Raw genomic sequence first — 20534 nt, forward strand, 5'->3', positions numbered from 1 at the left:
GGGCCGCTCTCTTGGAGCCTGACAATGATCGAATTCACGGTAAACGGCGAACGACACGAGCTGGTAGAGCCATCGCCCTCCATGCCCTTGTTATGGGTGTTGCGAGATCACTTGAAACTCACCGGCACCAAGTTCGGTTGCGGCATGGGCCTGTGTGGTGCCTGCACCGTGCACCTGGACGGTGTCGCAGTACGTTCCTGCCAACTGCCGGTCGCTGTCGTGGCGGGGCACCGCATCACCACCATCGAAGGCTTGTCGCCCACCGGACAGCATCCGCTGCAATTGGCCTGGGTTGCCGAAGATGTGCCGCAATGCGGTTACTGTCAATCCGGTCAGATCATGTCCGCCGCCGCGCTGCTCAACACCGGAGCGGCGGTCACCGATGACTCTATCCGCAATGCCATGTCCGGCAACCTGTGCCGCTGTGGCACTTACGGGCGAATCAACAAAGCCATCAAGCGCGCGGCCGCTGCGCCGAAGGAGGCGTGATGCCTTTTATCGACGACACTCAGGTTGAATTGCCGCGCCGAATTTTCCTCAAGCAGGCGATTACGCTCGCTTCCGGCCTGGCGATTGCGCTTTATCTGCCTTCGGGCCTCACCGCCACTGAGCCCGAGGCGCCAGTGCCTGCCGGTGAATTCGAGCCGAATGCCTGGGTTCGGGTGCTGCCCGACGGTACGGTGAAACTGGTGGTGCACAAGCACGACTCCGGCACTGGCACCCACACCGCGCTGGCCGCGTGTGTGGCTGAGGAACTGGACGTCAACCCGATGACCGTGCAGGTGATCTCTCCGGAAAATCCATTCTTCGAGGCGTACATCCACCCGGTCTGGAAGGTTTACTCCACCGGCGGCAGCACCAGCGTGTCGCTGGAATACGACCGGTTGCGCATGGCCGGCGCCACGGCCCGCGCACTGTTGATGATGGCGGCAGCGCAGCAGTGGGACGTCAGCCTCGACAGTTGCACAACCGAAGACGGTCGAGTGCTGCATACCGCCAGTCGCCGCAGCCTCGGTTACGGTGAATTGGCGGGGCTTGCGTCGCAGTTGTCGGCACCGGCCAACGTCACGCTGAAGGACCCGACGCAGTTCAGGTACATCGGCAAGTTGCGGCATAAACGGGATGCGGCGGCAAAGGTGTGCGGGCGCTTCAAATACAGCATCGATGTTGTGTTACCGCAGATGCTGGTGGCGGTGATTCAGCGCACACCCGTGATCGGCGCGACCGTGTTGAAAGTGGATTCCAGCGCCGCGCTGCAGGTGCCGGGCGTGCGCAAAGTGATCGCGATTCCGGGCCGGCCCGATGTCCTCGGCGGCAACCAGGCAGGCGTCGCCGTCCTGGCCGATAACTACTGGGCCGCGCATCAGGGGCGCGAGTTGCTGAAGGTGCAATGGAGTGACTCGCCGCTGGCCGAGTTCGACAGTGATCAGCTGGCAACGGCGCAAGCAGCGGCAATCGACGACAAGGCTGCGCAACGGGTGTCCGCCATGGCGGCGGGGGATGTCGCCGCGCAATGGCCGATTGCCGCGAAGTTGCTCGAAGCCGACTATCGCATGCCGTACAAGGTGCAAAACCCATTGGAGCCGGTGTGCATCACCGCGCAGGTCGCGGACAACGCCATCACCTATTGGGGCGGTGTGCAGGTGCCGTCGTCGGCGCTGGAGGCCGCGCAAACGGTGTGCAAGATCGCCAAGGATAAGGTCACCATCCATGAGATGGTGTCCGGCGGCAGTTTCGGCGCGCGGGAGGCCAAGTACTGGCTGTTCGAAGTGGCGTACCTGGCGCAACAGGCCAAGGTGCCGGTCAAGTTGATGAACAGCCGTGAAGACGAAATGCGTGCGCTGTTCATGCACCCGGCCACGTTGCACCGGGCCAAAGGCGCTTTGGACGCGCAGGGCCAATTGACCGCGTTGCAACTCAACGCGGTGTCGCCCGCGTCGCCGGAACAGTGGGAGCCGGGCTATTTCGAGCGCCCGGACCATATGGATTACAGCACCACCGAAGCCATCACCGCGTGGGATTTCGCCTATCGTCCGGCGAATCTGGACCTGGCCTGGGTCAAACACGAAAGCAACGTGCCCAGTGGCTGGTATCGCTCGGTGAGCTTCATTCCCAACGTGTTCGCCGTGGAAAGCTTCATGGATGAACTGGCCCACGGTGCCGGGCAGGATCCTTTGGCCTTTCGCCTGGCTAACATGCACGATCGCCCCCGGCACGTTGCGGTGCTCAAAAGCGCCGCCGAACGCGCCGGTTGGGGCCAGCCATTACCGCAAGACACCGCATTGGGCATTGCCACCAATCAGGGTTACACCAGCTTCATCGCGGTGGTCGCCAGGCTGTCGAAAAAAGACGGTGTGATCAAGGTCGATAAGCTCACTTGCGTGGTCGATTGCGGCCTCGCCGTATCGCCGGGCGGTGTCGAAGAGCAGATCTACGGCGGCTTGATGTGGGGTTTGGGTCACGCGCTGTTCGACCGCATGGACATCAAGCAGGGCAGGGTGGTGCAGAGCAACTTCCATGACTATCGGGTGACACGCATGTCCGACATGCCTGCGGTGGACATCCTGGTGCTGGATGGTGAACCGGGCAAACCCGGTGGCGTCGGTGAACTGGGCAGCCCTTCAGTAGCTCCGGCCATCGCCAATGCGCTGTTCAGCCTGACCGGAGTGCGCCAGCGCTCGACGCCACTGACCTTGGGATAAGCCGGCATGGACCTGAGATTGCTGCGGTATTTCATGGCCCTTGCCGAAGAGTTGCACTTTGGCCGGGCTGCCACGCGCCTGCACATATGCCAGCCGCCCTTGAGCCAGCAGATTCGTCTGCTGGAAGAAGAGCTGGGCACGCCGCTGTTCGAGCGCAGTCATCACCGGGTCGAGCTTACAGCGGCCGGACGCATGCTCAAGGAACAGGCACCGCTGGTGTTCGAACAACTGAACCGCGCGCTGGACCTGACTCGTCAGACCGGTCGGGGTCAGTTGGGTGAGCTGGAAATCGGCATGATCAGTTCGGTGATGGTGGGCGTGCTGCCACAGGCCCTGCACCTGTTTCGCGAGCGTTATCCTCAAGTGTCATGGCGTCTGCATGAAATGACGCCGGCGGCACAGGTCATGGCGTTGAAGGAAAAGCGCATCGACGCCTGTGTGTTTCGGGTCGGCTATGACGATCCGCAACTACGCAATGAACTGCTGATCTACGAACCGATTCGCGTGGTCATGCCCCATGATCATCCCTTGGCCCGACGCGAAACCCTGGCGCCAGCTGACTTGGCGAATGAGCCCTTTGTGGCGCTGGAACTGAAGCAGTCGCGGTTTGCCGATTTTCTCTTTCAGTGCTGCATCAAGGCCGGATTCACCCCGCAAATCCGCCAGCAGGTGATCGAGGTTCAAACCTTGCTCAGCCTGGTGCGGGCCGGTTTCGGCGTGGCGTTATTGCCAGCCTCCATCGAGCAGATGGCGCCGGCCGGGCTGGTGTTCCGCCGCCTGACGCCAGCGTTGCCGGAGGTGCCGTTGTATGCCACTTACCGCGCAGACGATGACTCGCCGGTGCTCAAGCTGTTTCTTGATACGTTGCGAGAGTTGATCGTTCAAGAGCGTGGTGGCCCGAGCATGGACGGTATCGATGCCCATTCCGCTTCCTGATCCAAGGCCAAAAAAAGATAAAAAGTCCTTCCCTCTGACCGCGGACGCTCTCAAAATGTACGCTGATGTACATTCTATGTACGTCGTGGAAGCTGCCGCGTACAGTGGACTGATATTTTTCGATAAAGGGGGATGTCTGGCATGTCGCAGACTGGAAAAACGCGAATCAAGGCGCAGGATGCGGGCTGGCGTGGCTCCGTCAACGGCTGGCTGGACGCGGCTTACGATGCGCTGAAGGAGTCCGGCGTAGATGCCGTGCGGGTAATGCCCTTGGCCAAGCGGCTGAATTTGTCTCGTACCAGTTTTTATTGGTTCTATGAAGACCGGGAGCAGTTGCTCGCGGCGCTGCTGGCCAGGTGGCGGGACAAGAACACGGGCGGCTTGATCAGCCAATGCGAGAGTTATTCGGAGAGTATTTCGGAAGCGATCCTCAACGTTTTCGAATGCTGGCTGAACCCTGAACTGTTCGACTCGCAGTTTGAATTTGCCGTGCGCAGCTGGGCGTTGCAATCCAATGAGGTGGCCGCTGAAATCGCGGTCGCGGATGAGGCGCGGATCAACGCCCTGGCGGGAATGTTCCGGCGGTTCGGTTATGAGGTAGAAGCTGCCGACGCCCGAGCCAGGACGATCTATCTCACGCAGATCGGCTACATCTCCATGAAAACCAGCGAGGATATCGTTGTGCGTTTCCGGCGAATCCCCCAGTACGTCACGGTGTTTACCGGCAAGGCGCCGAAGCGGCGCGAGCTCGACCGTTTTTTTGGAAAGTTCGGCTACGCGGAAAAAGAGCCCGGTGTTTTCGTGTCGTTGGTCGACACCTTTGAGGAGTCGACTCCCGATGCACAATAGAACCCTGGGCATTATCGGTGGCACCGGCTGGCTGGGCCGTGCGATTGCCGAGGCGCTGCTCGATAGCGGCTTCATCAGTCCTGATCGCCTATTGGTCTCCAACCGCTCTGGCACCCACACCTTCGAACCGCCGGTGCGGCTCCTAGCGGACAATCAGCAGCTGGTGGCGCTGAGTGACGTGGTGGTCCTGTCGATCCGGCCGGAGCAATTTCGCGAACTGCAGATCAACGCCAAAGGCAAATTAGTGATTTCCCTGATGGCTGGCATTCCGGCGGCGGCCATTCGCGCCGCTACGGGCGCCGACGCAGTGATACGGGCCATGCCCAATGCCGCGGTGGAAATCAGGCAATCGTTCACGCCCTGGTACAGCGCTGACAGTCTGAGCGAACAGGACCGAGCGCTGGTGCAAGGGTTGTTCGAGTGTGTGGGCACGGCGGATGAAGTCCCGAATGAGGACTGTATCGATTACCTCAGTGCGCTCTCCGGCACCGGGCCTGCCTTGGCCGCCATGTTGCACCAGGCGCTAGTGAGCCAGGCAGTCGCGGCCGGTATTCCTCCGGCCATCGCTCAACATGCCGCACAGGGCGTGGTGGTGGGGGGCGGTCAATTACTTGCCCGCCACGATCCTCAGGAAATGATTAAAGCGTTGATGGCTTACCGTGGCGTGACGGCGGCCGTGGTGCAGTCGATGGCTGATCAGGGCATTGACGCCATGGTCGGACGGGCGGTGCAACAAGGCGCAGAAGTGGCACGGCGGGGTTTGTAGGCGTGGGCCTCCTTCCTGCCAGGGAAGGAGGCGCACGGGTTAAATGTCTTTCACCAGGCGCAAGGCGTCGTAGATCGCCGCGTGAGTATTACGCGCGGACACCGCGTCACCAATCCTGAACAACTGGAAACGCCCCTGAGGGTTAGTGACGATGTTCTGTGCCTTGCCCGCGATGAGGTCGTGCTGTTCGACGGCGCCTTCATTGCTCGAATGAGGACGAAGGTCGAAATACAGATCGTCCAGGGGAATCGTGCCGTGGTTGACCACGACCTGATCGACGACGCGCTGCTTGTGGACCTTGCCGTAGTCGCTGCCGAAAGTCGCAACGAGCTTGCCATCGCGTTTTTCAACCGCTTCGACCCGGTAGGTGACGGTGAAGGTGACGTTCAGGTCCTGCAGGCTGCGCATGTAGGGCACCAGGTTCATGGCCATTACTTCAGGCGCAAACGAACGGTCAGGGGTGACGATCTCCACGGTTGCACCGCTTTGCGCGATGACCTCGGCGGCTTGCAGGGCGGCATGGTCGCCAGCATCGTCAAAGATCAAGACGTTGCGCCCCGGCTTGATGTCGCCGGAAATGATGTCCCAGGTCGAAATTAATAATTCGTTGCCCTGCGACAGCACCTCCGTATGCGGCAGGCCGCCAGTGGCGACGATCACCACGTCAGGTTCATGGGCCAGCACCGTGTCGGCCTCGGCCCAGGTGTTGAAGTGGAACTTGACGCCCAGACGCTCGCACTGGCTCATCCGCCAGTCGATGATGCCGATCATTTCGCGGCGCCGCTCGTTCAATGCCGTCAGGCGGATCTGTCCGCCAGGGCGGTCCGCTGCCTCCAGTACGGTGACATCGTGGCCACGCTCGCCGGCCACCCGCGCCGCCTCCAATCCGCCAGGACCGCTGCCGATGACCAGCACCTTGCGCTTCACCGTTGCTTTTGGAATGTCATGGGGCATCGTGGTTTCCCGGCCGGTTGCCGGGTTGTGGATGCAATAAGCGGCGCCACCCTGATAGATGCGATCCAGGCAGTAATTGGCGCCTACGCATGGACGGATGTCTTCTTCGCGCTTCTCGATGATCTTGCGCACGATGTGCGGATCGGTCATGTGCGCGCGGGTCATGCCGACCATGTCCACCTTGCCTGAGGCGATGGCATAGCGCGCCGTGGCTACGTCGGGAATCTTCGCGGCGTGGAAGGTCGGAAAGCCTGTGGCGGAGCGAATCTCGCCAGCGAAGTCCAGGTGCGGCGAGTTGCGCATTCCCTGGATCGGAATGACATCGGTCAGGCCTGCATCGGTGTCGATGTGGCCCCGCACCACGTTGAGGAAGTCGACCAGTCCGCTGTCCTTGAGCATGTGGGAAACCTGCATGCCCTCACTGGCGTTGAAGCCACCCGGCAGTGTTTCGTCACCGGTGTAGCGAACACCGAGCAAGAAGTCCTCGCCGACACGTTGGCGAATGCCCCTGAGGATGTCGAAGGTAAAGCGCATGCGGTTTTCCAGTGAGCCGCCGTACGGGCCTTCGAGGTCGTTGGTCAGCGGTGACCAGAACTGATCCATCAGATGCCCGTAAGCCTGCAGCTCCAGACCATCCAGACCCGCCGCCTTCATGCGTTCGGCCGCGTCGACGTAGTCCTTGATGATCCGCTCGATGTCCCAATCCTCCATCTTTTTCGGGAAGGAGCGATGAGACGCCTCGCGACGGTGTGAAGGTGACACCACGGGGAGCCAGTCGGCTTTGTCCCAACGGGTACGGCGGCCCAGGTGGGTCAGTTGGATCATCACCGCGGCACCGTGTTCATGGCATTCGTCGGTCAGGTCCTTCATCCATTTGACGACTTCGTCCTTGTAGGCGAGCACGTTGTTGAACACCGGAGGACTGTCCCGGGACACGGCTGCGGAGCCGGCGGTCATGGTCAAGGCCACGCCGGCCTTGGCGCGTTCGACGTGGTACGCACGATACAACGCTTGCGGCATGCCATCGACCGGGTAGGCCGGCTCGTGCGCGGTGGTCATGATCCGGTTTTTCAGGGTCAGGTGCTTGATCTTGTAAGGTTGCAGCAAGGGATCGCTGGACATCGTGGTGAGCTCCGTCGTGGGCTTCATCAGGCTTGGGCGACTTGAAATTAGGATAACTGTACACCTGTGTCAATCATCGCTGACACAGGTGTACATTTTTCTTGCGTGGGGCAAAACTCGTCGATAAGATCAGGCTCGAAAGGGTGCAGAGACCCCGCCGTCAAATCGTGCCGATAGAAGATGGGCAAAGGATTGCGTGCCCGGATTGAAAGCAGCGAAGACTGCACTGTTCACGACCGTAAGGCCGTTCAAACGAAGACAACCTGCCTATCCCACATCAATAGGAAGACGCCTGATGAACGCTCATTCGCCGTATCGAAAAAAAGTCTGTGCCTGTCTGTTAGGTTTTGCGTTGGGGAGCAGCGCTGCGCTGACGCAGGCCGCTGAACCCGAGCCCGTACGCATTGGCTGGGTCAATTGGTCCGACACCGAAATCACCGTCAAGCTCGCCAGCACCGCGTTGCAGGAGCATCTCAAGCAACCGGTCAAACTGGTGATGGCCGACATTGGCATTCAGTTTCAAGCCCTGGCCAACGGCAATATCGACCTGATCCCGATGGTCTGGCTACCGAGCACCCACAAGGCGTTTTACGACAAGTACAAGGACAGGCTCGAAGACCTCGGCGTGCTGTACGAAGGGCGGATCGGCATGGCAGTTCCCACCTCGATACCCGTCAGTGAAGTGTCGAGCGTCGAGGATTTGAACAAGCCGCAGGTCAGGGAAAAACTCGACGGCAAGATCCTCACCTCTGAAGTCGGCAATGGCCAATACAAGCTCACGGTAAAGGCCATCGATGAATACAAGCTCGACGGCTACAAGCTGGTGGCCTCCTCGGAATCCGGCATGCTCAACGAACTGGATCGCAACCTGAAACGAGGCAAATGGTCGTTGGTCAACGCCTGGAGTCCTCACTGGATGTTCTCCAAGTATCCACTGCGCTATCTGGATGACCCCAAGCAGATCTTTGGCGGTGCCGAGCAGATCCACGCCATGGCACGCAAAGGGTTTAGCCAGCAATATCCAGAGGTCGCCTATTTCTTCGCCCACTACTCGATTCCCCAGGCTGACCTCGAAGCGCTGATGATGCAGGCGCGCCAAACCTCCTCTGACCAGGCCGTGGCCGCTTACTACGCGGCCAACAAGCCGCGTTTCGAAGCGATGTTCGAGCAAGGCGGGCAGCAAGTCAGCAGTCGGCAGCCTTAATGGCCGTATTCAACCATTCAGGTTTCTCTACCTGTTGATCATCCCCCGTGCAGGCTGAGAGCCGGGCTCCGACTCTCAGCCTGTCTGCTCGACGCAACAGCAGAATCAGCGCCTGGTCATCGCCGACGCAAGCCCTGAATACTCCTGCATCGCATCCTCCAGCGCACCCTGAAAATACGCCTTCGATGCCCGGTCACAGAGGATGTGAAAACTCGCCTGCTGCGCCGTGCCGGAGTTGATGATGATCACATTGATGCGTGCCGCCGAGGTCTGGGCCACTGCGCCCGGGACGAAGGCTTGCGGACTCAGATCAACCCCGCAGAGCTTGGCCAGCACTTCGCTCAGGTAGTCCCCCGTCATCTGGAAGCAGGCATGACTGTCCTGGCGCGGCAGCAAGTAGTTGGCGTGATGATCGAGTTCCCAGCGTGCTTCTTCATCGGCTATTCGCTGGCCCAGATCCTCGGGGCTGCCCAGCAGCAGGTATTCGGTTTGCGAAAGCCGCGCCACGTGGCTGCCATCGGCTTGAATCGCGGCGCGATTTGGCGCGTCCGGCAGGACGAAGGCACGCCCCCGCAGGTAGTCGGCAGTGTGTGCCCCGCGAAAACCGACCCGTGGCAGGTCGGTCAAATCCGTCAGGCAGCAGCCGGTCATCGGCGCCGGCGTTTGGCGCACCTTGCTGTGTTGTTCTCTCAGGCTGGTCATGGCTCAAAGCTCCTGGCGTTGGTTGTCGGGATCGAAGAAAGGCAGCGGCACCACTTCGGCATGCACCACCTTTGCGCCTTCGACGCGGATCGGAATCCGTTGCCCCGGTGTGCTCTGGTCGATGCCGGCGTAGGCCAGGCCGATGATTTTGCCAAGGGTGGCGGAGTACTCGCACGACGTGACGTTGCCGCTGATGTCCGGGCCGTTGAGCACCAGGTGTCCTTCCAGCGGTTGTTCACTGCCCTTAGGCAAGGTGAAGCCCACCAGCTTGCGTTTCAGTGGCTGTGCTTCGAGGATGTCCACCGAGCGCCGGCCGACGAAGAACGGCTTGTTGCGACTCACCGCCCAGCCCATGTCGATTTCTGCCGGGTGGGTCATGCCATCGGTGTCCTGGCTGATGATCACATGGCCTTTTTCCAGACGCAGCAAACGCTGGGTTTCGACGCCGAAGGGACGGATGTCGTGGGCCTTGCCGGCTTCGATCAGCGCATCCCAGAGCTTGAGACCGTGGCGCGCCGGCACGTGGATTTCGTAACCCAGCTCGCCGACAAAACCCACTCGCAGCAAACGCGCCTTGATCCCTGCGACCGTTCCCTGACGGACACCCAAGTAGGGAAATGCCTGCGCGCTCAGGTCGAGATCGCTGCAGACTTTTTCCAGCACTTTGCGTGAGTCGGGACCGGCGACGTTGACCGCGCAGATGGCTGCGGTGACGTTGGCGACGTCCACGTCCAGGCGCCATTGAGCATTCCACTTGAGCATTTGCTGATAGATCCGGTCGACGCCGCTGGTGGTGGCGGTGACGTAGAAATGGTTCTCGGCAAAGCGTGCGCATACCCCGTCATCGATCACCACGCCATGCTCGTTGGTCATCAAGGCATAGCGGGAACGGCCGATCGGCTGCTTGAGAAAGGCAAAGGTGTACATCCGGTTGAGCAGCTCGGCGGCGTCGGGACCGCGTACATCGAGACCGCCCAGTGTCGAGACATCGATGATGCCGACCTTGTTGCGCACGTGCAGGGCTTCGGCCTGCATGCACGCGTCGCGGTCCTTCGCGTTGCCGTAGTAAGCGGGGCGCTGCCAGATGCCGGCAGGCATCATCTTGGCGCCCGCTTGCAGATGCCGGGCGTGCATCGGTGTTTGCCGGTACGGGTCGAAAGCCCGGCCCGCGACATGGGCGAGTTTTTCCGCAACAAACGGTGGCCGTGCGGTGGTGACACCGGTTTCGCTGATGTTGCGCTGGGTCGCCCAGGCAACCAGGCGCGCGGTCGGCAGCGCCGAGTGGCGACCCTGGGATGGCCCCATGCCGACCGTGGAGTAGCGCTTGACCAGTTGCACGTCGCGATAACCGATGCGGGTGGCGTTGACGATGTCGGCCACTTGCAGGTCTTCATCGAAGTCGACGAAGTCCTTGCCCTTGGGGTGCGGGAAGATCGGCCAATTGAAGTTGACCCGGGTCTCGCTGGCGAAATGTGCGCGTTGCTCGCCCACCACGAACCCTAGCGCGGACGCGGCATCGGCACCGGCATTCACGCCATCGGCGATTACATTTTCCAGGCGATGACGTCCATTGACCGACCCGGCCACGTCCAGGTTTTCAGGCAAGCCGCTGAGGGTGAATTCGGCACGCTGATCGTCGTAGGCCAGTTTTCCACCAGCCTGGCAGAGCAGTTGATAGACCGGCATGTACCCGGCGGACATGCACAGCAAATCACAGTCCAGACGTTGCCCGTGCTCGGCCACCTGACCCTGCGCGGTGATCCTGCGCACGTCGACGCCGGTGATATGGCGCATGCCTTTTCCGTGCAGGGCTTCATATACGGTGCTGTCGCGCTGGCAAGGAATCTTGCGCTGGGCCAGCGCCTGCAGCAGCGATTCATCGCCCGGACCGTGACGCAGGTCCACCACGGCAGCGACCTCCACGCCCTGATCGTGCAGATCAAGCGCGGCGAGGTAGCCGTCATCGTTGCCGGTCAGCACCACGGCGCGTTTGCCCGGTTTGACAGCGTAGAGTTTCATCAGGCGTTGTGCGGCACTGGTCAGCATCACCCCGGGCAGGTCGTTGTTGCGAAAGATCACCGGCTGGTCGAAGGCGCCGCTGCACACCAGGCATTGACGGGCGCGAACTTTGTACATCCGTTTGCCCTGAATGACCGGCAAGTAATTGTCGGTGAACCAGGCGTTGCACGTTGCCTCGGTGAGGATGCGGATGTTGGCGTGGTTTTCTACCGCCGCGAGCAATTCGCGGCGCAGGGTCTCGGCTTTTAACCCTTCGATATCGAAACGGGCATAGGTCAGCGAACCGCCGAGGATCGGTTGTTGCTCGATGAGCAACACTTTGGCGCCGGCATTGGCCGCGGTCAGCGCCGCGTTCAGCCCGGCTGGCCCGGCACCGATCACCGCCACGTCGGTGAACAGATAGGCCTTGTCGTAGTACTCGGGCTTGAACGTCAGGTCGAGCACGCCCAAACCGGCCTTCTTGCGAATGATCGGTTCCCAGACTTTCCACATCCCTTTGGGTTTGTAGAACGAACGGTAGTAGAAACCGACGGGCATGAATTTCGAGAACTTGCCCAGGTAGGCATCGCGGTCGTTGTCCAGCGAGCCGTTGACGTTCTGCGCAGTGACCTGCAAACCGGCCGACAGGGCATGGGCGTCGGCCAGCACGTTGGGTTCCTGTGGCAGTTGCACCAGGCTGTTGGCGTCCTGCCCGGCCATGGTCAGCGGGCCGCGCGGGCGGTGGTATTTGAAGGAGCGGGAGATCAGGAAGCGTCCGTTGGCCAACAGGGCGCTGGCGATGCTGTCGCCTTGCAAGCCTTGGTAGCGGTCACCGTCGAAGCTGAAATCCAGTGGCTGATCACGGTTGATCAGCAGGCCCATCGGGGCGGGTAGGCGGTTCATCCTGCGATCTCCTGGGCGGCGCTGAAGTCGACGCGGGCGGTGAAAAGTTCTTTGGGGTCGAAGGTGCGCAGGATTTCATCGCTGACCGTGTGCCGTTCTGCGATAAACCAGTAGCTGGACGGCGTGTGCATCCACCACTCGCGCACCACACCGGCGAGGTTGTCGGTGTTGAACACGTAATCGGCCCATTCGGCATCGCTGCAACGGACGGGGTCGGGCATGGGTTTGAACTCGCCGCCATAGGTGAATTCGTTGATGTTGCGCGGCCCGTTGAGCGGGCAATTGATGATTTTCATGATCCGCTCTCCGTCAGTGACTGGCCGCTGTGGCGCCCATTTCGTTGACTTGCTGAAAGGTCGAGAAACGCTCCAGACCAAAGGGTTTGATCAACTCGGGTACCTGACCGCCGCTGGCCACCAGTTCGGCCATGGTCTTGCCGCAGATCGGCGTCGCCTTGAACCCCCAGGTGCCCCAACCGGCGTCGAGGTAGTAATTCTTCACTGGCGACAGGCCCATGATCGGGCTGTAGTCGGGGGTCATGTCGGTGATGCCGGCCCATTGGCGCATCAGCTTGGCGTTGGCCAGGAACGGGAACATCTCGATGGCGTGGGCCAGCAGGCTTTCCTTGAGGTCCAGGGTCGAGCGGGTGTTGAACAGCGGATAAGGGTCGGAGCCGCCGCCGAAGACCACTTCGCCACGGCTGGTCTGTTGCACATAGCAATGCAGCGCGGAGGAGCTGACCAGCGGATCGAGGAATGGTTTGAACGGTTGGGTGACCATCGCTTGCAAAGGGAAGGTCTGGATCGGCGAGCGGATCCCGGCCTTGGCCATCAGCAAGGAGCTGTGCCCGGCAATCGCCTGCACCGCGCAGCCGCACTGGATGGTGCCGCGATTGGTCTTGACCGCGGTGATCGCGCCATTTTCGATGACCAGGTCCTGGACTTCGGTGAGCTGGTGGATTTCCACGCCGCGCTTGGCCGCCTGTTTGGCGTAACCCCAGGCCACGGCGTCGTGGCGCGCGGTGGCGCCGTCCATGTGCCAGAGGCCGGCGATGACCGGCAAGTGGCCCGGGTCGAGGTTGAGGCTGGGCACCAGTTCGCGGATTTGCTGGCGGTCGATCATCTCGGTGCGCCCGCCAAAATGTTTATTGACCTCGGCGCGCTGACGGAACGAACGCACCGTGGCGTCGGTATGGGCCAGGGTCAGTTGGCCGCGCTCGGAATACATGATGTTGAAGTCGAATTCGTTGGACAGCCCCTGGAACATCCGCACGGACTCGGCGTAGAAACGCACGCCCTCGCTGGTCAGGTAGTTGGAACGAATCACTGCCGTGTTGCGCGCGGTATTGCCGCCACCCAGGTAGGACTTCTCCAGCACCGCGATGTTGGTGATGCCGTGGTATTTGGACAGGTAGTAGGCAATGGCCAGGCCATGACCACCGGCGCCGATGATTACCACGTCATAGCTGCGTTTCAGTTCCTTGGGCGGTGGCAGGTCCACTTCCACCGGATACTCCGAACTCAGCCCGTATTTCAGTAGATTGAATGGCATAGGGCCTCCGATTGGCTGCGTTGAACCTGGTGTTGCGTAAGGGCTGCGGTGACGGTGTTTTTCATCAAGAAGGCAATGGTCATCGGGCCGACGCCACCGGGGACCGGCGTGATGGCCGCGACGTGGGGCAGGGCGCTGTCGAAATCGACATCGCCCACCAGGCGGCTACGGCCCTGATCGTCAATGCGATTGATGCCGACATCGATCACCACCGCGCCAGGCTTGAGCCAACTGGCGTCGATCAGCTGAGGTCGACCGACGGCGGCGACGACGATGTCTGCCTGACGGCACAAGGCTTGCGGATCGGTACTGCGCGAATGCAACACGGTCACCGAGCAGTCGGCCTTGAGCAGCAGCGCGGCCATGGGTTTGCCGACGATGTTCGAGCGTCCAATGATCACCGCGTGTTTGCCGCGCAAGTCACCGCAGGTTTGTTCCAGCAAATACAGGCAGCCGCTGGGCGTGCAGGGCGCAAGCACGGTGCGACCCTGACTGAGGCCACCGACGTTTTCACTGTGAAAACCGTCGACGTCCTTTCCGGGCGCAATGGCTTGCAGCGCCCTCAGTTCGTCGATATGCGCCGGCAGCGGCAGTTGCAGCAGAATGCCGTTGATGGCGCGGTCGGCATTCAGCGTGGCGATCAGGTTGAGCAGTTGTTCGGTGCTGGTGTCGGTGGACAGACGATGCTCCACGGAACGAATGCCCACCTCTTCGGCGCGCAGGATCTTGTTGCGCACATAGACCTGGCTGGCCGGATCGCTGCCCACCAGAATCACCGCCAGGGCCGGTTGAATGTCTTGCTCGCGCAGGCTGTCCACGTCTTTGCGCACTTGAATGAGCACACGTGCTGCTGCGGCTTTGCCGTCGATCAATTTGAGCGTGTTCACCGGAAGATCACCGTTCTGTCCTGGTTGAGGAAAACCCGGTGTTCCAAGTGGTATTTGACCGCTTTGGACAGGGCAACGGTTTCGGTGTCACGGCCGGTGGCGACCAGGTCGTCGGGCAGATAGACGTGATCGACGCGCTGGACTTCCTGCTCGATGATCGGCCCTTCGTCGAGGTCGCTGGTGACGTAGTGGGCGGTGGCGCCGATCAGTTTCACGCCGCGCTGGTAGGCCTGGTGATACGGCTTGGCGCCTTTGAAGCCGGGCAGGAATGAGTGGTGAATGTTGATCGCCCGGCCCGAGAGTTGCTTGCAGAGGTCATCGGAGAGGATTTGCATGTAGCGCGCGAGCACTACCAGTTCGGTGCCGGTGTCATCAACGATCTTCATCAACTCGGCTTCTTGTTGGGCCTTGGTGTCTTTGGTCACGGGCAAGTAGATGAAGCGAATGCCTTCGCGTTCGGCCATCGGTCGCAGGTCGAGGTGGTTGGAGACGATGGCGGTTATGGTCATGTCCATCTCGCCTTTGTGGTAGCGGTAGAGGAGGTCGGTCAGGCAGTGGTCGAATTTGCTGACCATCAGCAGGACGCGCATCGGTTCGCGGGTGTCGTGCAGTTCCCAGGACATGTCGAAGGCGTTGGCGACGTCGGCGAAGCCTTGTTTGATCTGGTGCAGGTCGCCGGCGTGGCCGTCGTTGAAGCGGAATACCGCGCGCATGAAAAACCGGCCGCTGAGGTCGTCGTCGAATTGCGCCATCTCCCCGATGTAGCAACCGTTGTCAGCCAGGTAGGTGGTTACGGCAGCGACGATGCCGGACACGGCGGGACAGGTGATTTTGATGATGAAATGGTTTTTTTCGTGTTGCATGACACGTCCTCGGGAAGATGGCGGCAGCTCATCGCAAAGCGAAAATATGTCAGCGGAGAGGGTGGCTCTTCCTTGAGCGCTGTTTCTTGATGGGAATAAATTATTCCTGTTGGTGGCTTTATACGGGGGATGGGGAGGTGGCGTCCAGACGTTTGTGAAAGTTTTTTAACTGGTGGGAATTTTTTCTGAGGCTTTTGGGGGGGGTGTACATATCCGTTTCTGCGGTCATGGCCGCTATTGGTTCCGCCCTGACGGCGGGTCACTTGGAGAAGCGCCAAGTAACCAAGCGCTAGCGCCCCTGACGTACGGTGCCTCGCTGTGGCTCGGCATTCCCTCACTCCGGTCCTGCTCCGTGGGCCCGCCGCCATCGGCCATCCATGGCCGGGGGCGGCTAACCCGGCATCCATGCCGGGTTGCCCACTGCGCAGAACCTGCGTTCGGCCTTCCGATGGGGCAGATCAAGATCAAGATCAAGATCAAGATCAAAAGCGCAAGGCGAGCTAACGCTCGACCTGATGAGTGGTGAGAAGCGACGGGTGTACACCGTCAAATGTGGGAGCGAGCTTGCTCGCGATGAGGCCCTGTCAGTCAGCGGTGATGTTGCCTGTAATGCCGCCATCGCGAGCAAGCTCGCTCCCACAGGTATTGAGTACATCTGGCAAAGCCAGGTTGGCCGGAAGGTCACCTCGCGGTTTGATGTTGATCGTTCCCACGCTCCGCGTGGGAATGCATCCCGTGACGCTCCGCGTCACCATCGCGCAAGACTCAAGCCTGGTGTCGACAGCGGAACGCAGAGCGTCCCCGGCGGCATTCCCACGCGGAGCGTGGGAACGATCAGGACGCGTAAGCGTTGAGCAAACAGGCCGGCCGGTAGGCCGCCTCGCTTTGCTTTTGCGGTGCACGCCCCCTCGTGAGGCCGAGCGCAGGTTCTGCGCAGTGGGCAACCCGGCATGGATGCCGGGTTAGCCGCCCCCGGCCATGGATGGCCGATGGCGGCGGGCCCACGGAGCAGGACCGGAGCGAGGGCATGCCGAGCCTAGGCGAGGCACCGAACGTCAGGGGCAAAGCGCTTTGGTTACTTTCGCGCTTTTCGAAAGTGACCCGCCGTCAGGGCGGAACCAATAGCCGCCGTTACCGCAGAAACGGATATGTACCCAACCCCACCCCAGCAAATCGCTAAAAGCTCACTCCTTGTCATTCCCATAATTCATGATCGACAACATCCGAATCGGCACCTGCACCAACTCCTCAGGCCCATGGGGAATCTCCCCCTCGAACGTCAAGCTGTCCCCAGCCTCCATCCGATACAGCTGATTCCCATGTCGATAGATCAACTCACCCTCAAGCAAATGCAAGAACTCGGTCCCCGGGTGGGAGAAGGTCGGAAACTCTTCACTGGCGTCATCCATGCTCACCATGTACGCCTCGAAACTCTTCTTCGGCCCACGGGTATGGTTGAGCAAATGGTAGGTATGGCCTTTTTCAGTCCCGCGGCGCACCACCTCCATGCCTTGATCCGCCTTCACCAGCAGCGCGCTGCCGTCCTGCTGATCGTATTCGCTGAACAACTTCGACAGGGGCAGGCCGAGCACGTCGCACAGGCGGCTCAGGGTATCGAGGCTGGTCGACACCTGAGCGTTCTCAATCTTGCTCAACATGCCCTGGCTGATATCGGCAATCTTGGCCACGTCGGACAATTTCAGGTCCTGGGCCTGGCGCTGGCGTTTGATCTGCAACCCCAGGTATTGCTCAAGCTTGAGGCGCGGCGCGGTTTCGTTCGACATAGTCATCAGGTTCTGCACACTTTCCGTTCAGTAATATTAGTTTCGCACTGAGAAAGTGCAAATCAACGCATTCACTTCCTGTTCCGACGTGAATATTCCCACGGGGAAAAGATTTTTCCCATATATACAGCACAAAAGCGCAGTTCACCTCCCGCGAACACCTCCCTGGCAAATGTGGCAAGGGCCTTGCATTCCTATTGGGAAACAAACTTTCTTTTTAGGAATAAAAAGTCAGTTAAGGCCTATCCATCATGTTTTGCCTTTCGCGAGGAGTGACGAGCAATGTTGCCAGCAGAAACCCAGCACATTATCGACAAGCACGGCATCAAGTACGTGCTTGCACAGTTTGTCGATATCCATGGCGCGGCAAAAACCAAATCGGTGCCGATCTGCGGGCTCAAGGCCGTGGCTGAAGACGGCGCCGGTTTTGCCGGTTTCGCCATCAGCGGCATGGGCATGGAGCCGCACGGGCCGGACTTCATGGCCCGGGGCGATTTGTCGACGCTGACACCGGTGCCTTGGCAACCGGGTTATGGCCGGGTCGTGTGCATCGGTCATGTCGATGGCAAGCCGCATCCCTACGACAGCCGCTACGTGCTGCAACAGCAGATCCGTCGTCTGGAAGACAAAGGCTGGACGCTGAACACCGGCCTGGAGCCCGAATTCAACCTGATGCGCCGTGACGAGCAGGGCAAGCTGCAGCTGGTGGATCCGAGCGATAACCTCGACAAACCTTGCTACGACTACAAAGGCCTGTCGCGTTCCCGGGTGTTCCTCGAGCGTCTGACTGAAGCGCTGCAAGCGGTGGATTTCGAGGTCTATCAAATCGATCACGAAGACGCCAATGGCCAATTCGAAATCAACTACACCTACAGCGACGCCATGACCTCGGCGGATCGCTTCACCTTCTTCCGCATGGCCGCCGGCGAGATTGCCAATGACTTGGGCATGATCTGCTCGTTCATGCCCAAGCCCGATCCGAAACGTGCCGGCAACGGCATGCACTTTCACCTGTCGATCAGCAGTGTCGAGAACAAGAACCTGTTCCACGACGCCAGCGATCCGAGCGGCATGGGCCTGTCGAAAATGGCCTATCACTTCGCGGCCGGCCTGTTGGCGCACGGCCCGGCGCTGTGTGCCTTTGCCGCACCTACAGTCAACTCCTACAAGCGTTTGGTGGTGGGCAATTCATTGTCCGGTGCGACCTGGGCGCCGGCCTTTATTGCCTTCGGTGCGAACAACCGCTCCGCGATGGTCCGCGTGCCTTACGGGCGCCTGGAATTCCGTCTGCCGGACGCCGGTTGCAATCCCTATCTGGTCAGCGCGGCCATCATCGCTGCGGGTCTGGATGGCATCGACCGTCAGTTGGAGATCGACCACGTCTGCAACGAAAACCTCTACAGCCTGAGCCTGGAGCAGATCGCCGCGCGCGGCATCAAGACCCTGCCGCAGTCGCTCAAGGAAGCCTGCGATGCGCTCGAAGCCGACCCGCTGTTCGCCGAGGTGCTTGGCCCGCAGATCGTGGGCGAGTTCATCAAGCTCAAGCGTATGGAGTGGGTCGAGTACAGCCGCCATGTCAGTGACTGGGAAGTCGCGCGCTACACCGAATTTTTCTGAGCGCCGCCAAGGCGCGTTTAAACGAACCATCTTGCAGCTTGAAACTTGCGGCTGCCGAACGAAGTGAGGACTGTTGTCATGTGTGGAATCGTAGGTCTTTACCTGAAAAATCCGCAGCTGGAATCCCGGCTGGGGCAGCTCTTCGAACCAATGTTGCAGGCCATGACCGATCGTGGCCCGGACAGTGCCGGCTTCGCCATCTACGGCGATGAAGTCGCCGATGGCTGGGTCAAGCTGACCCTGCAGGCCACCACCGAAGGTTTCGACTGGAAAACCCTGATGGGTGAACTGGAAGGGCGCCTTGGCTGTTCGCTGGACTGGTTCCAGAACGCCAGCGCGGCAGTGCTGAAGATCCACGCCGACGAAGCGCCGGTGCGTCTGGCCCTTGCCGAGTTGGCGCCCAGCGTCCGCATCATGAGCGCCGGGCAGAGCATTGAAATCCTCAAAGGCATGGGATTGCCCCAGGAAATTTCCCAACGCTTCGGCCTGGCCGGCATGAAAGGCAGTCACATTATCGGCCACACCCGCATGGCCACTGAAAGCGCGGTGACCATGGAAGGCAGCCACCCGTTTTCCACCGGTGCCGACCTGTGCCTGGTGCACAACGGCTCGCTGTCCAACCACTTCCGCCTGCGTCAGGAGCTTAAGCGCGAAGGCATCCAGTTTGAAACCGACAACGACACCGAGGTGGCCGCCGGTTACCTGACCTGGCGCCTGCAGCAGGGCGACTCGTTGAAAGAGGCGCTGGATCATGCGCTGGAAGATCTCGACGGTTTCTTCACTTTCGCCATCGGCACCCGTAACGGTTTTGCGGTGATTCGCGACCCGATCGCCTGCAAGCCGGCGATCCTCGCCGAGACCGACGACTACGTCGCCATGGCCTCGGAATATCAGGCGCTGTCGAGCCTGCCAGGCATTGAAAACGCCAGGATCTGGGAGCCGGCACCGGCCACCTTGTACATCTGGGAACGCGAGTCAGCTTAAGGAGCGCACACATGAAAACCATCGATCTTTCCATTGCCACCGTGCGTGACCTCAATCAGGCGTTGCATGACCAGGTCCACGCTGTAGAAGACCGCGAGTGGGTCGTGACTCACTCCAACGGCAAGCACAATCTCGCCGTCGGGGTGAACCAGGCCGTTTCCATCGATATCCAGGGCCACGCCGGTTACTACTGCGCCGGCATGAACCAGAAGGCTTCGATCACCGTTCATGGCAATGCCGGTGTCGGCTGCGCCGAGAACATGATGTCCGGTTATGTGCGGATCAAGGGCAGCGCGTCCCAGGCCGCCGGCGCCACCGCCCATGGCGGATTGCTGGTGATCGAAGGCGATGCCGGTGCCCGTTGCGGGATTTCCATGAAAGGCATCGACATCGTGGTCGGCGGCAGCATTGGTCACATGAGTTGCTTCATGGGCCAGGCTGGGCGCCTGGTGGTGTGCGGCGATGCCGGCGATGCGTTGGGCGATTCGCTGTACGAAACCCACATTTATGTGAAGGGTAGCGTCGCCTCCCTGGGCTCGGATTGCATCGAGAAAGAGATGCGCGCCGAGCACCTGGAAGAGCTGCAGGTGCTGCTCAACCGTGCCGGTTTCGAGCACAAGGCCGCTGACTTCAAGCGCTACGGCTCGGCCCGTCAGTTGTACAACTTCAAAGTCGATAACGCGTCCGCGTATTGATTCACGCCAGGAGAACA

17 protein-coding genes are annotated in these 20534 nt (G+C 60.6%); 9 read left to right on the top strand and 8 right to left on the bottom strand.

Annotated features, from left to right (window positions below; all coding sequences use genetic code 11):
• Positions 1–24: 24 nt before the first annotated feature.
• The 5 genes from HNR03_RS15060 to HNR03_RS15080 all read left to right on the top strand — a co-directional run bounded on the left by HNR03_RS15060 (position 25) and on the right by HNR03_RS15080 (position 5253).
• Positions 25–489: a (2Fe-2S)-binding protein gene (locus tag HNR03_RS15060; protein WP_259154394.1), complete on the top strand. Its 465-nt coding sequence runs from the start codon at positions 25–27 to the stop codon at positions 487–489.
• Positions 489–2702: a molybdopterin cofactor-binding domain-containing protein gene (locus tag HNR03_RS15065; RefSeq protein ID WP_259154395.1), complete on the top strand. Its 2214-nt coding sequence runs from the start codon at positions 489–491 to the stop codon at positions 2700–2702. The genes HNR03_RS15060 and HNR03_RS15065 overlap by 1 nt, the downstream gene beginning before the upstream one ends.
• A gap of 6 nt (positions 2703–2708) precedes the next feature.
• Positions 2709–3638 carry a LysR substrate-binding domain-containing protein gene (locus HNR03_RS15070; protein WP_259154396.1) on the top strand — a complete coding sequence of 310 codons (930 nt, stop codon included), beginning with the start codon at positions 2709–2711 and terminating at the stop codon, positions 3636–3638.
• A 141-nt stretch (positions 3639–3779) separates the two neighbouring features.
• The gene (locus HNR03_RS15075; RefSeq protein ID WP_259154397.1) at positions 3780–4487 is read left to right on the top strand and encodes a TetR/AcrR family transcriptional regulator; all 708 of its coding nucleotides are present in this window, start codon (positions 3780–3782) and stop codon (positions 4485–4487) included.
• Positions 4477–5253 carry a pyrroline-5-carboxylate reductase gene (locus tag HNR03_RS15080; protein ID WP_259154398.1) on the top strand — a complete coding sequence of 259 codons (777 nt, stop codon included), beginning with the start codon at positions 4477–4479 and terminating at the stop codon, positions 5251–5253. Before HNR03_RS15075 ends, HNR03_RS15080 begins: the two co-directional genes overlap by 11 nt.
• A 39-nt stretch (positions 5254–5292) precedes the next feature.
• On the opposite strand, the gene HNR03_RS15085 is transcribed toward HNR03_RS15080, so the two are convergent.
• Positions 5293–7329, bottom strand: coding sequence for an NADH:flavin oxidoreductase (locus HNR03_RS15085; protein ID WP_259154399.1), 2037 nt, complete (start codon positions 7327–7329; stop codon positions 5293–5295).
• Positions 7330–7624: 295 nt separating this feature from the next.
• Between HNR03_RS15085 and HNR03_RS15090 the strand changes: the two genes are divergently transcribed.
• Positions 7625–8533 (top strand): glycine betaine ABC transporter substrate-binding protein, encoded by a 909-nt coding sequence (locus tag HNR03_RS15090; RefSeq protein ID WP_259154400.1) that lies wholly within the window; start codon positions 7625–7627, stop codon positions 8531–8533.
• Positions 8534–8638: 105 nt separating this feature from the next.
• Here HNR03_RS15090 and HNR03_RS15095 read toward each other — a convergent pair whose 3' ends face one another.
• The 7 genes from HNR03_RS15095 to HNR03_RS15125 all read right to left on the bottom strand — a co-directional run bounded on the left by HNR03_RS15095 (position 8639) and on the right by HNR03_RS15125 (position 17221).
• The gene (locus HNR03_RS15095) at positions 8639–9235 is read right to left on the bottom strand and encodes a sarcosine oxidase subunit gamma (protein WP_259154401.1); all 597 of its coding nucleotides are present in this window, start codon (positions 9233–9235) and stop codon (positions 8639–8641) included.
• Positions 9236–9238: 3 nt separating this feature from the next.
• The gene (locus HNR03_RS15100) at positions 9239–12136 is read right to left on the bottom strand and encodes a 2Fe-2S iron-sulfur cluster-binding protein (RefSeq protein ID WP_259154402.1); all 2898 of its coding nucleotides are present in this window, start codon (positions 12134–12136) and stop codon (positions 9239–9241) included.
• Positions 12133–12432 (bottom strand): sarcosine oxidase subunit delta, encoded by a 300-nt coding sequence (locus HNR03_RS15105; RefSeq protein ID WP_259154403.1) that lies wholly within the window; start codon positions 12430–12432, stop codon positions 12133–12135. The genes HNR03_RS15100 and HNR03_RS15105 overlap by 4 nt, the downstream gene beginning before the upstream one ends.
• Positions 12433–12445: 13 nt before the next feature.
• Positions 12446–13687 carry an FAD-dependent oxidoreductase gene (locus HNR03_RS15110; protein WP_222586120.1) on the bottom strand — a complete coding sequence of 414 codons (1242 nt, stop codon included), beginning with the start codon at positions 13685–13687 and terminating at the stop codon, positions 12446–12448.
• Positions 13669–14574, bottom strand: coding sequence for a bifunctional methylenetetrahydrofolate dehydrogenase/methenyltetrahydrofolate cyclohydrolase FolD (gene folD / locus HNR03_RS15115; protein ID WP_259154404.1), 906 nt, complete (start codon positions 14572–14574; stop codon positions 13669–13671). The genes HNR03_RS15110 and folD overlap by 19 nt, the downstream gene beginning before the upstream one ends.
• Entirely contained in the window at positions 14571–15437 is an 867-nt protein-coding gene (gene purU / locus HNR03_RS15120; protein ID WP_259154405.1) for a formyltetrahydrofolate deformylase, read from the bottom strand. The genes folD and purU overlap by 4 nt, the downstream gene beginning before the upstream one ends.
• A 1184-nt stretch (positions 15438–16621) precedes the next feature.
• Complete coding sequence (locus tag HNR03_RS15125) at positions 16622–17221, bottom strand: helix-turn-helix domain-containing protein (RefSeq protein ID WP_090183071.1); 600 nt, start codon at positions 17219–17221, stop codon at positions 16622–16624.
• A gap of 282 nt (positions 17222–17503) precedes the next feature.
• Between HNR03_RS15125 and glnT the strand changes: the two genes are divergently transcribed.
• The 3 genes from glnT (at position 17504) to HNR03_RS15140 (ending at position 20517) form a co-directional block, all read left to right on the top strand.
• Positions 17504–18838 (top strand): type III glutamate--ammonia ligase, encoded by a 1335-nt coding sequence (gene glnT, locus HNR03_RS15130; protein WP_259154406.1) that lies wholly within the window; start codon positions 17504–17506, stop codon positions 18836–18838.
• Between the two features lie 78 nt (positions 18839–18916).
• A complete protein-coding gene (locus tag HNR03_RS15135; protein ID WP_090183074.1) occupies positions 18917–19822 on the top strand; it encodes a glutamine amidotransferase family protein in 906 nt (301 codons plus the stop codon).
• A gap of 11 nt (positions 19823–19833) precedes the next feature.
• Positions 19834–20517 carry a protein glxC gene (locus HNR03_RS15140; protein WP_222586124.1) on the top strand — a complete coding sequence of 228 codons (684 nt, stop codon included), beginning with the start codon at positions 19834–19836 and terminating at the stop codon, positions 20515–20517.
• Positions 20518–20534: the final 17 nt, after the last annotated feature.

This window comes from Pseudomonas sp. JAI111, from assembly GCF_024809425.1.
Classification (GTDB): domain Bacteria; phylum Pseudomonadota; class Gammaproteobacteria; order Pseudomonadales; family Pseudomonadaceae; genus Aquipseudomonas.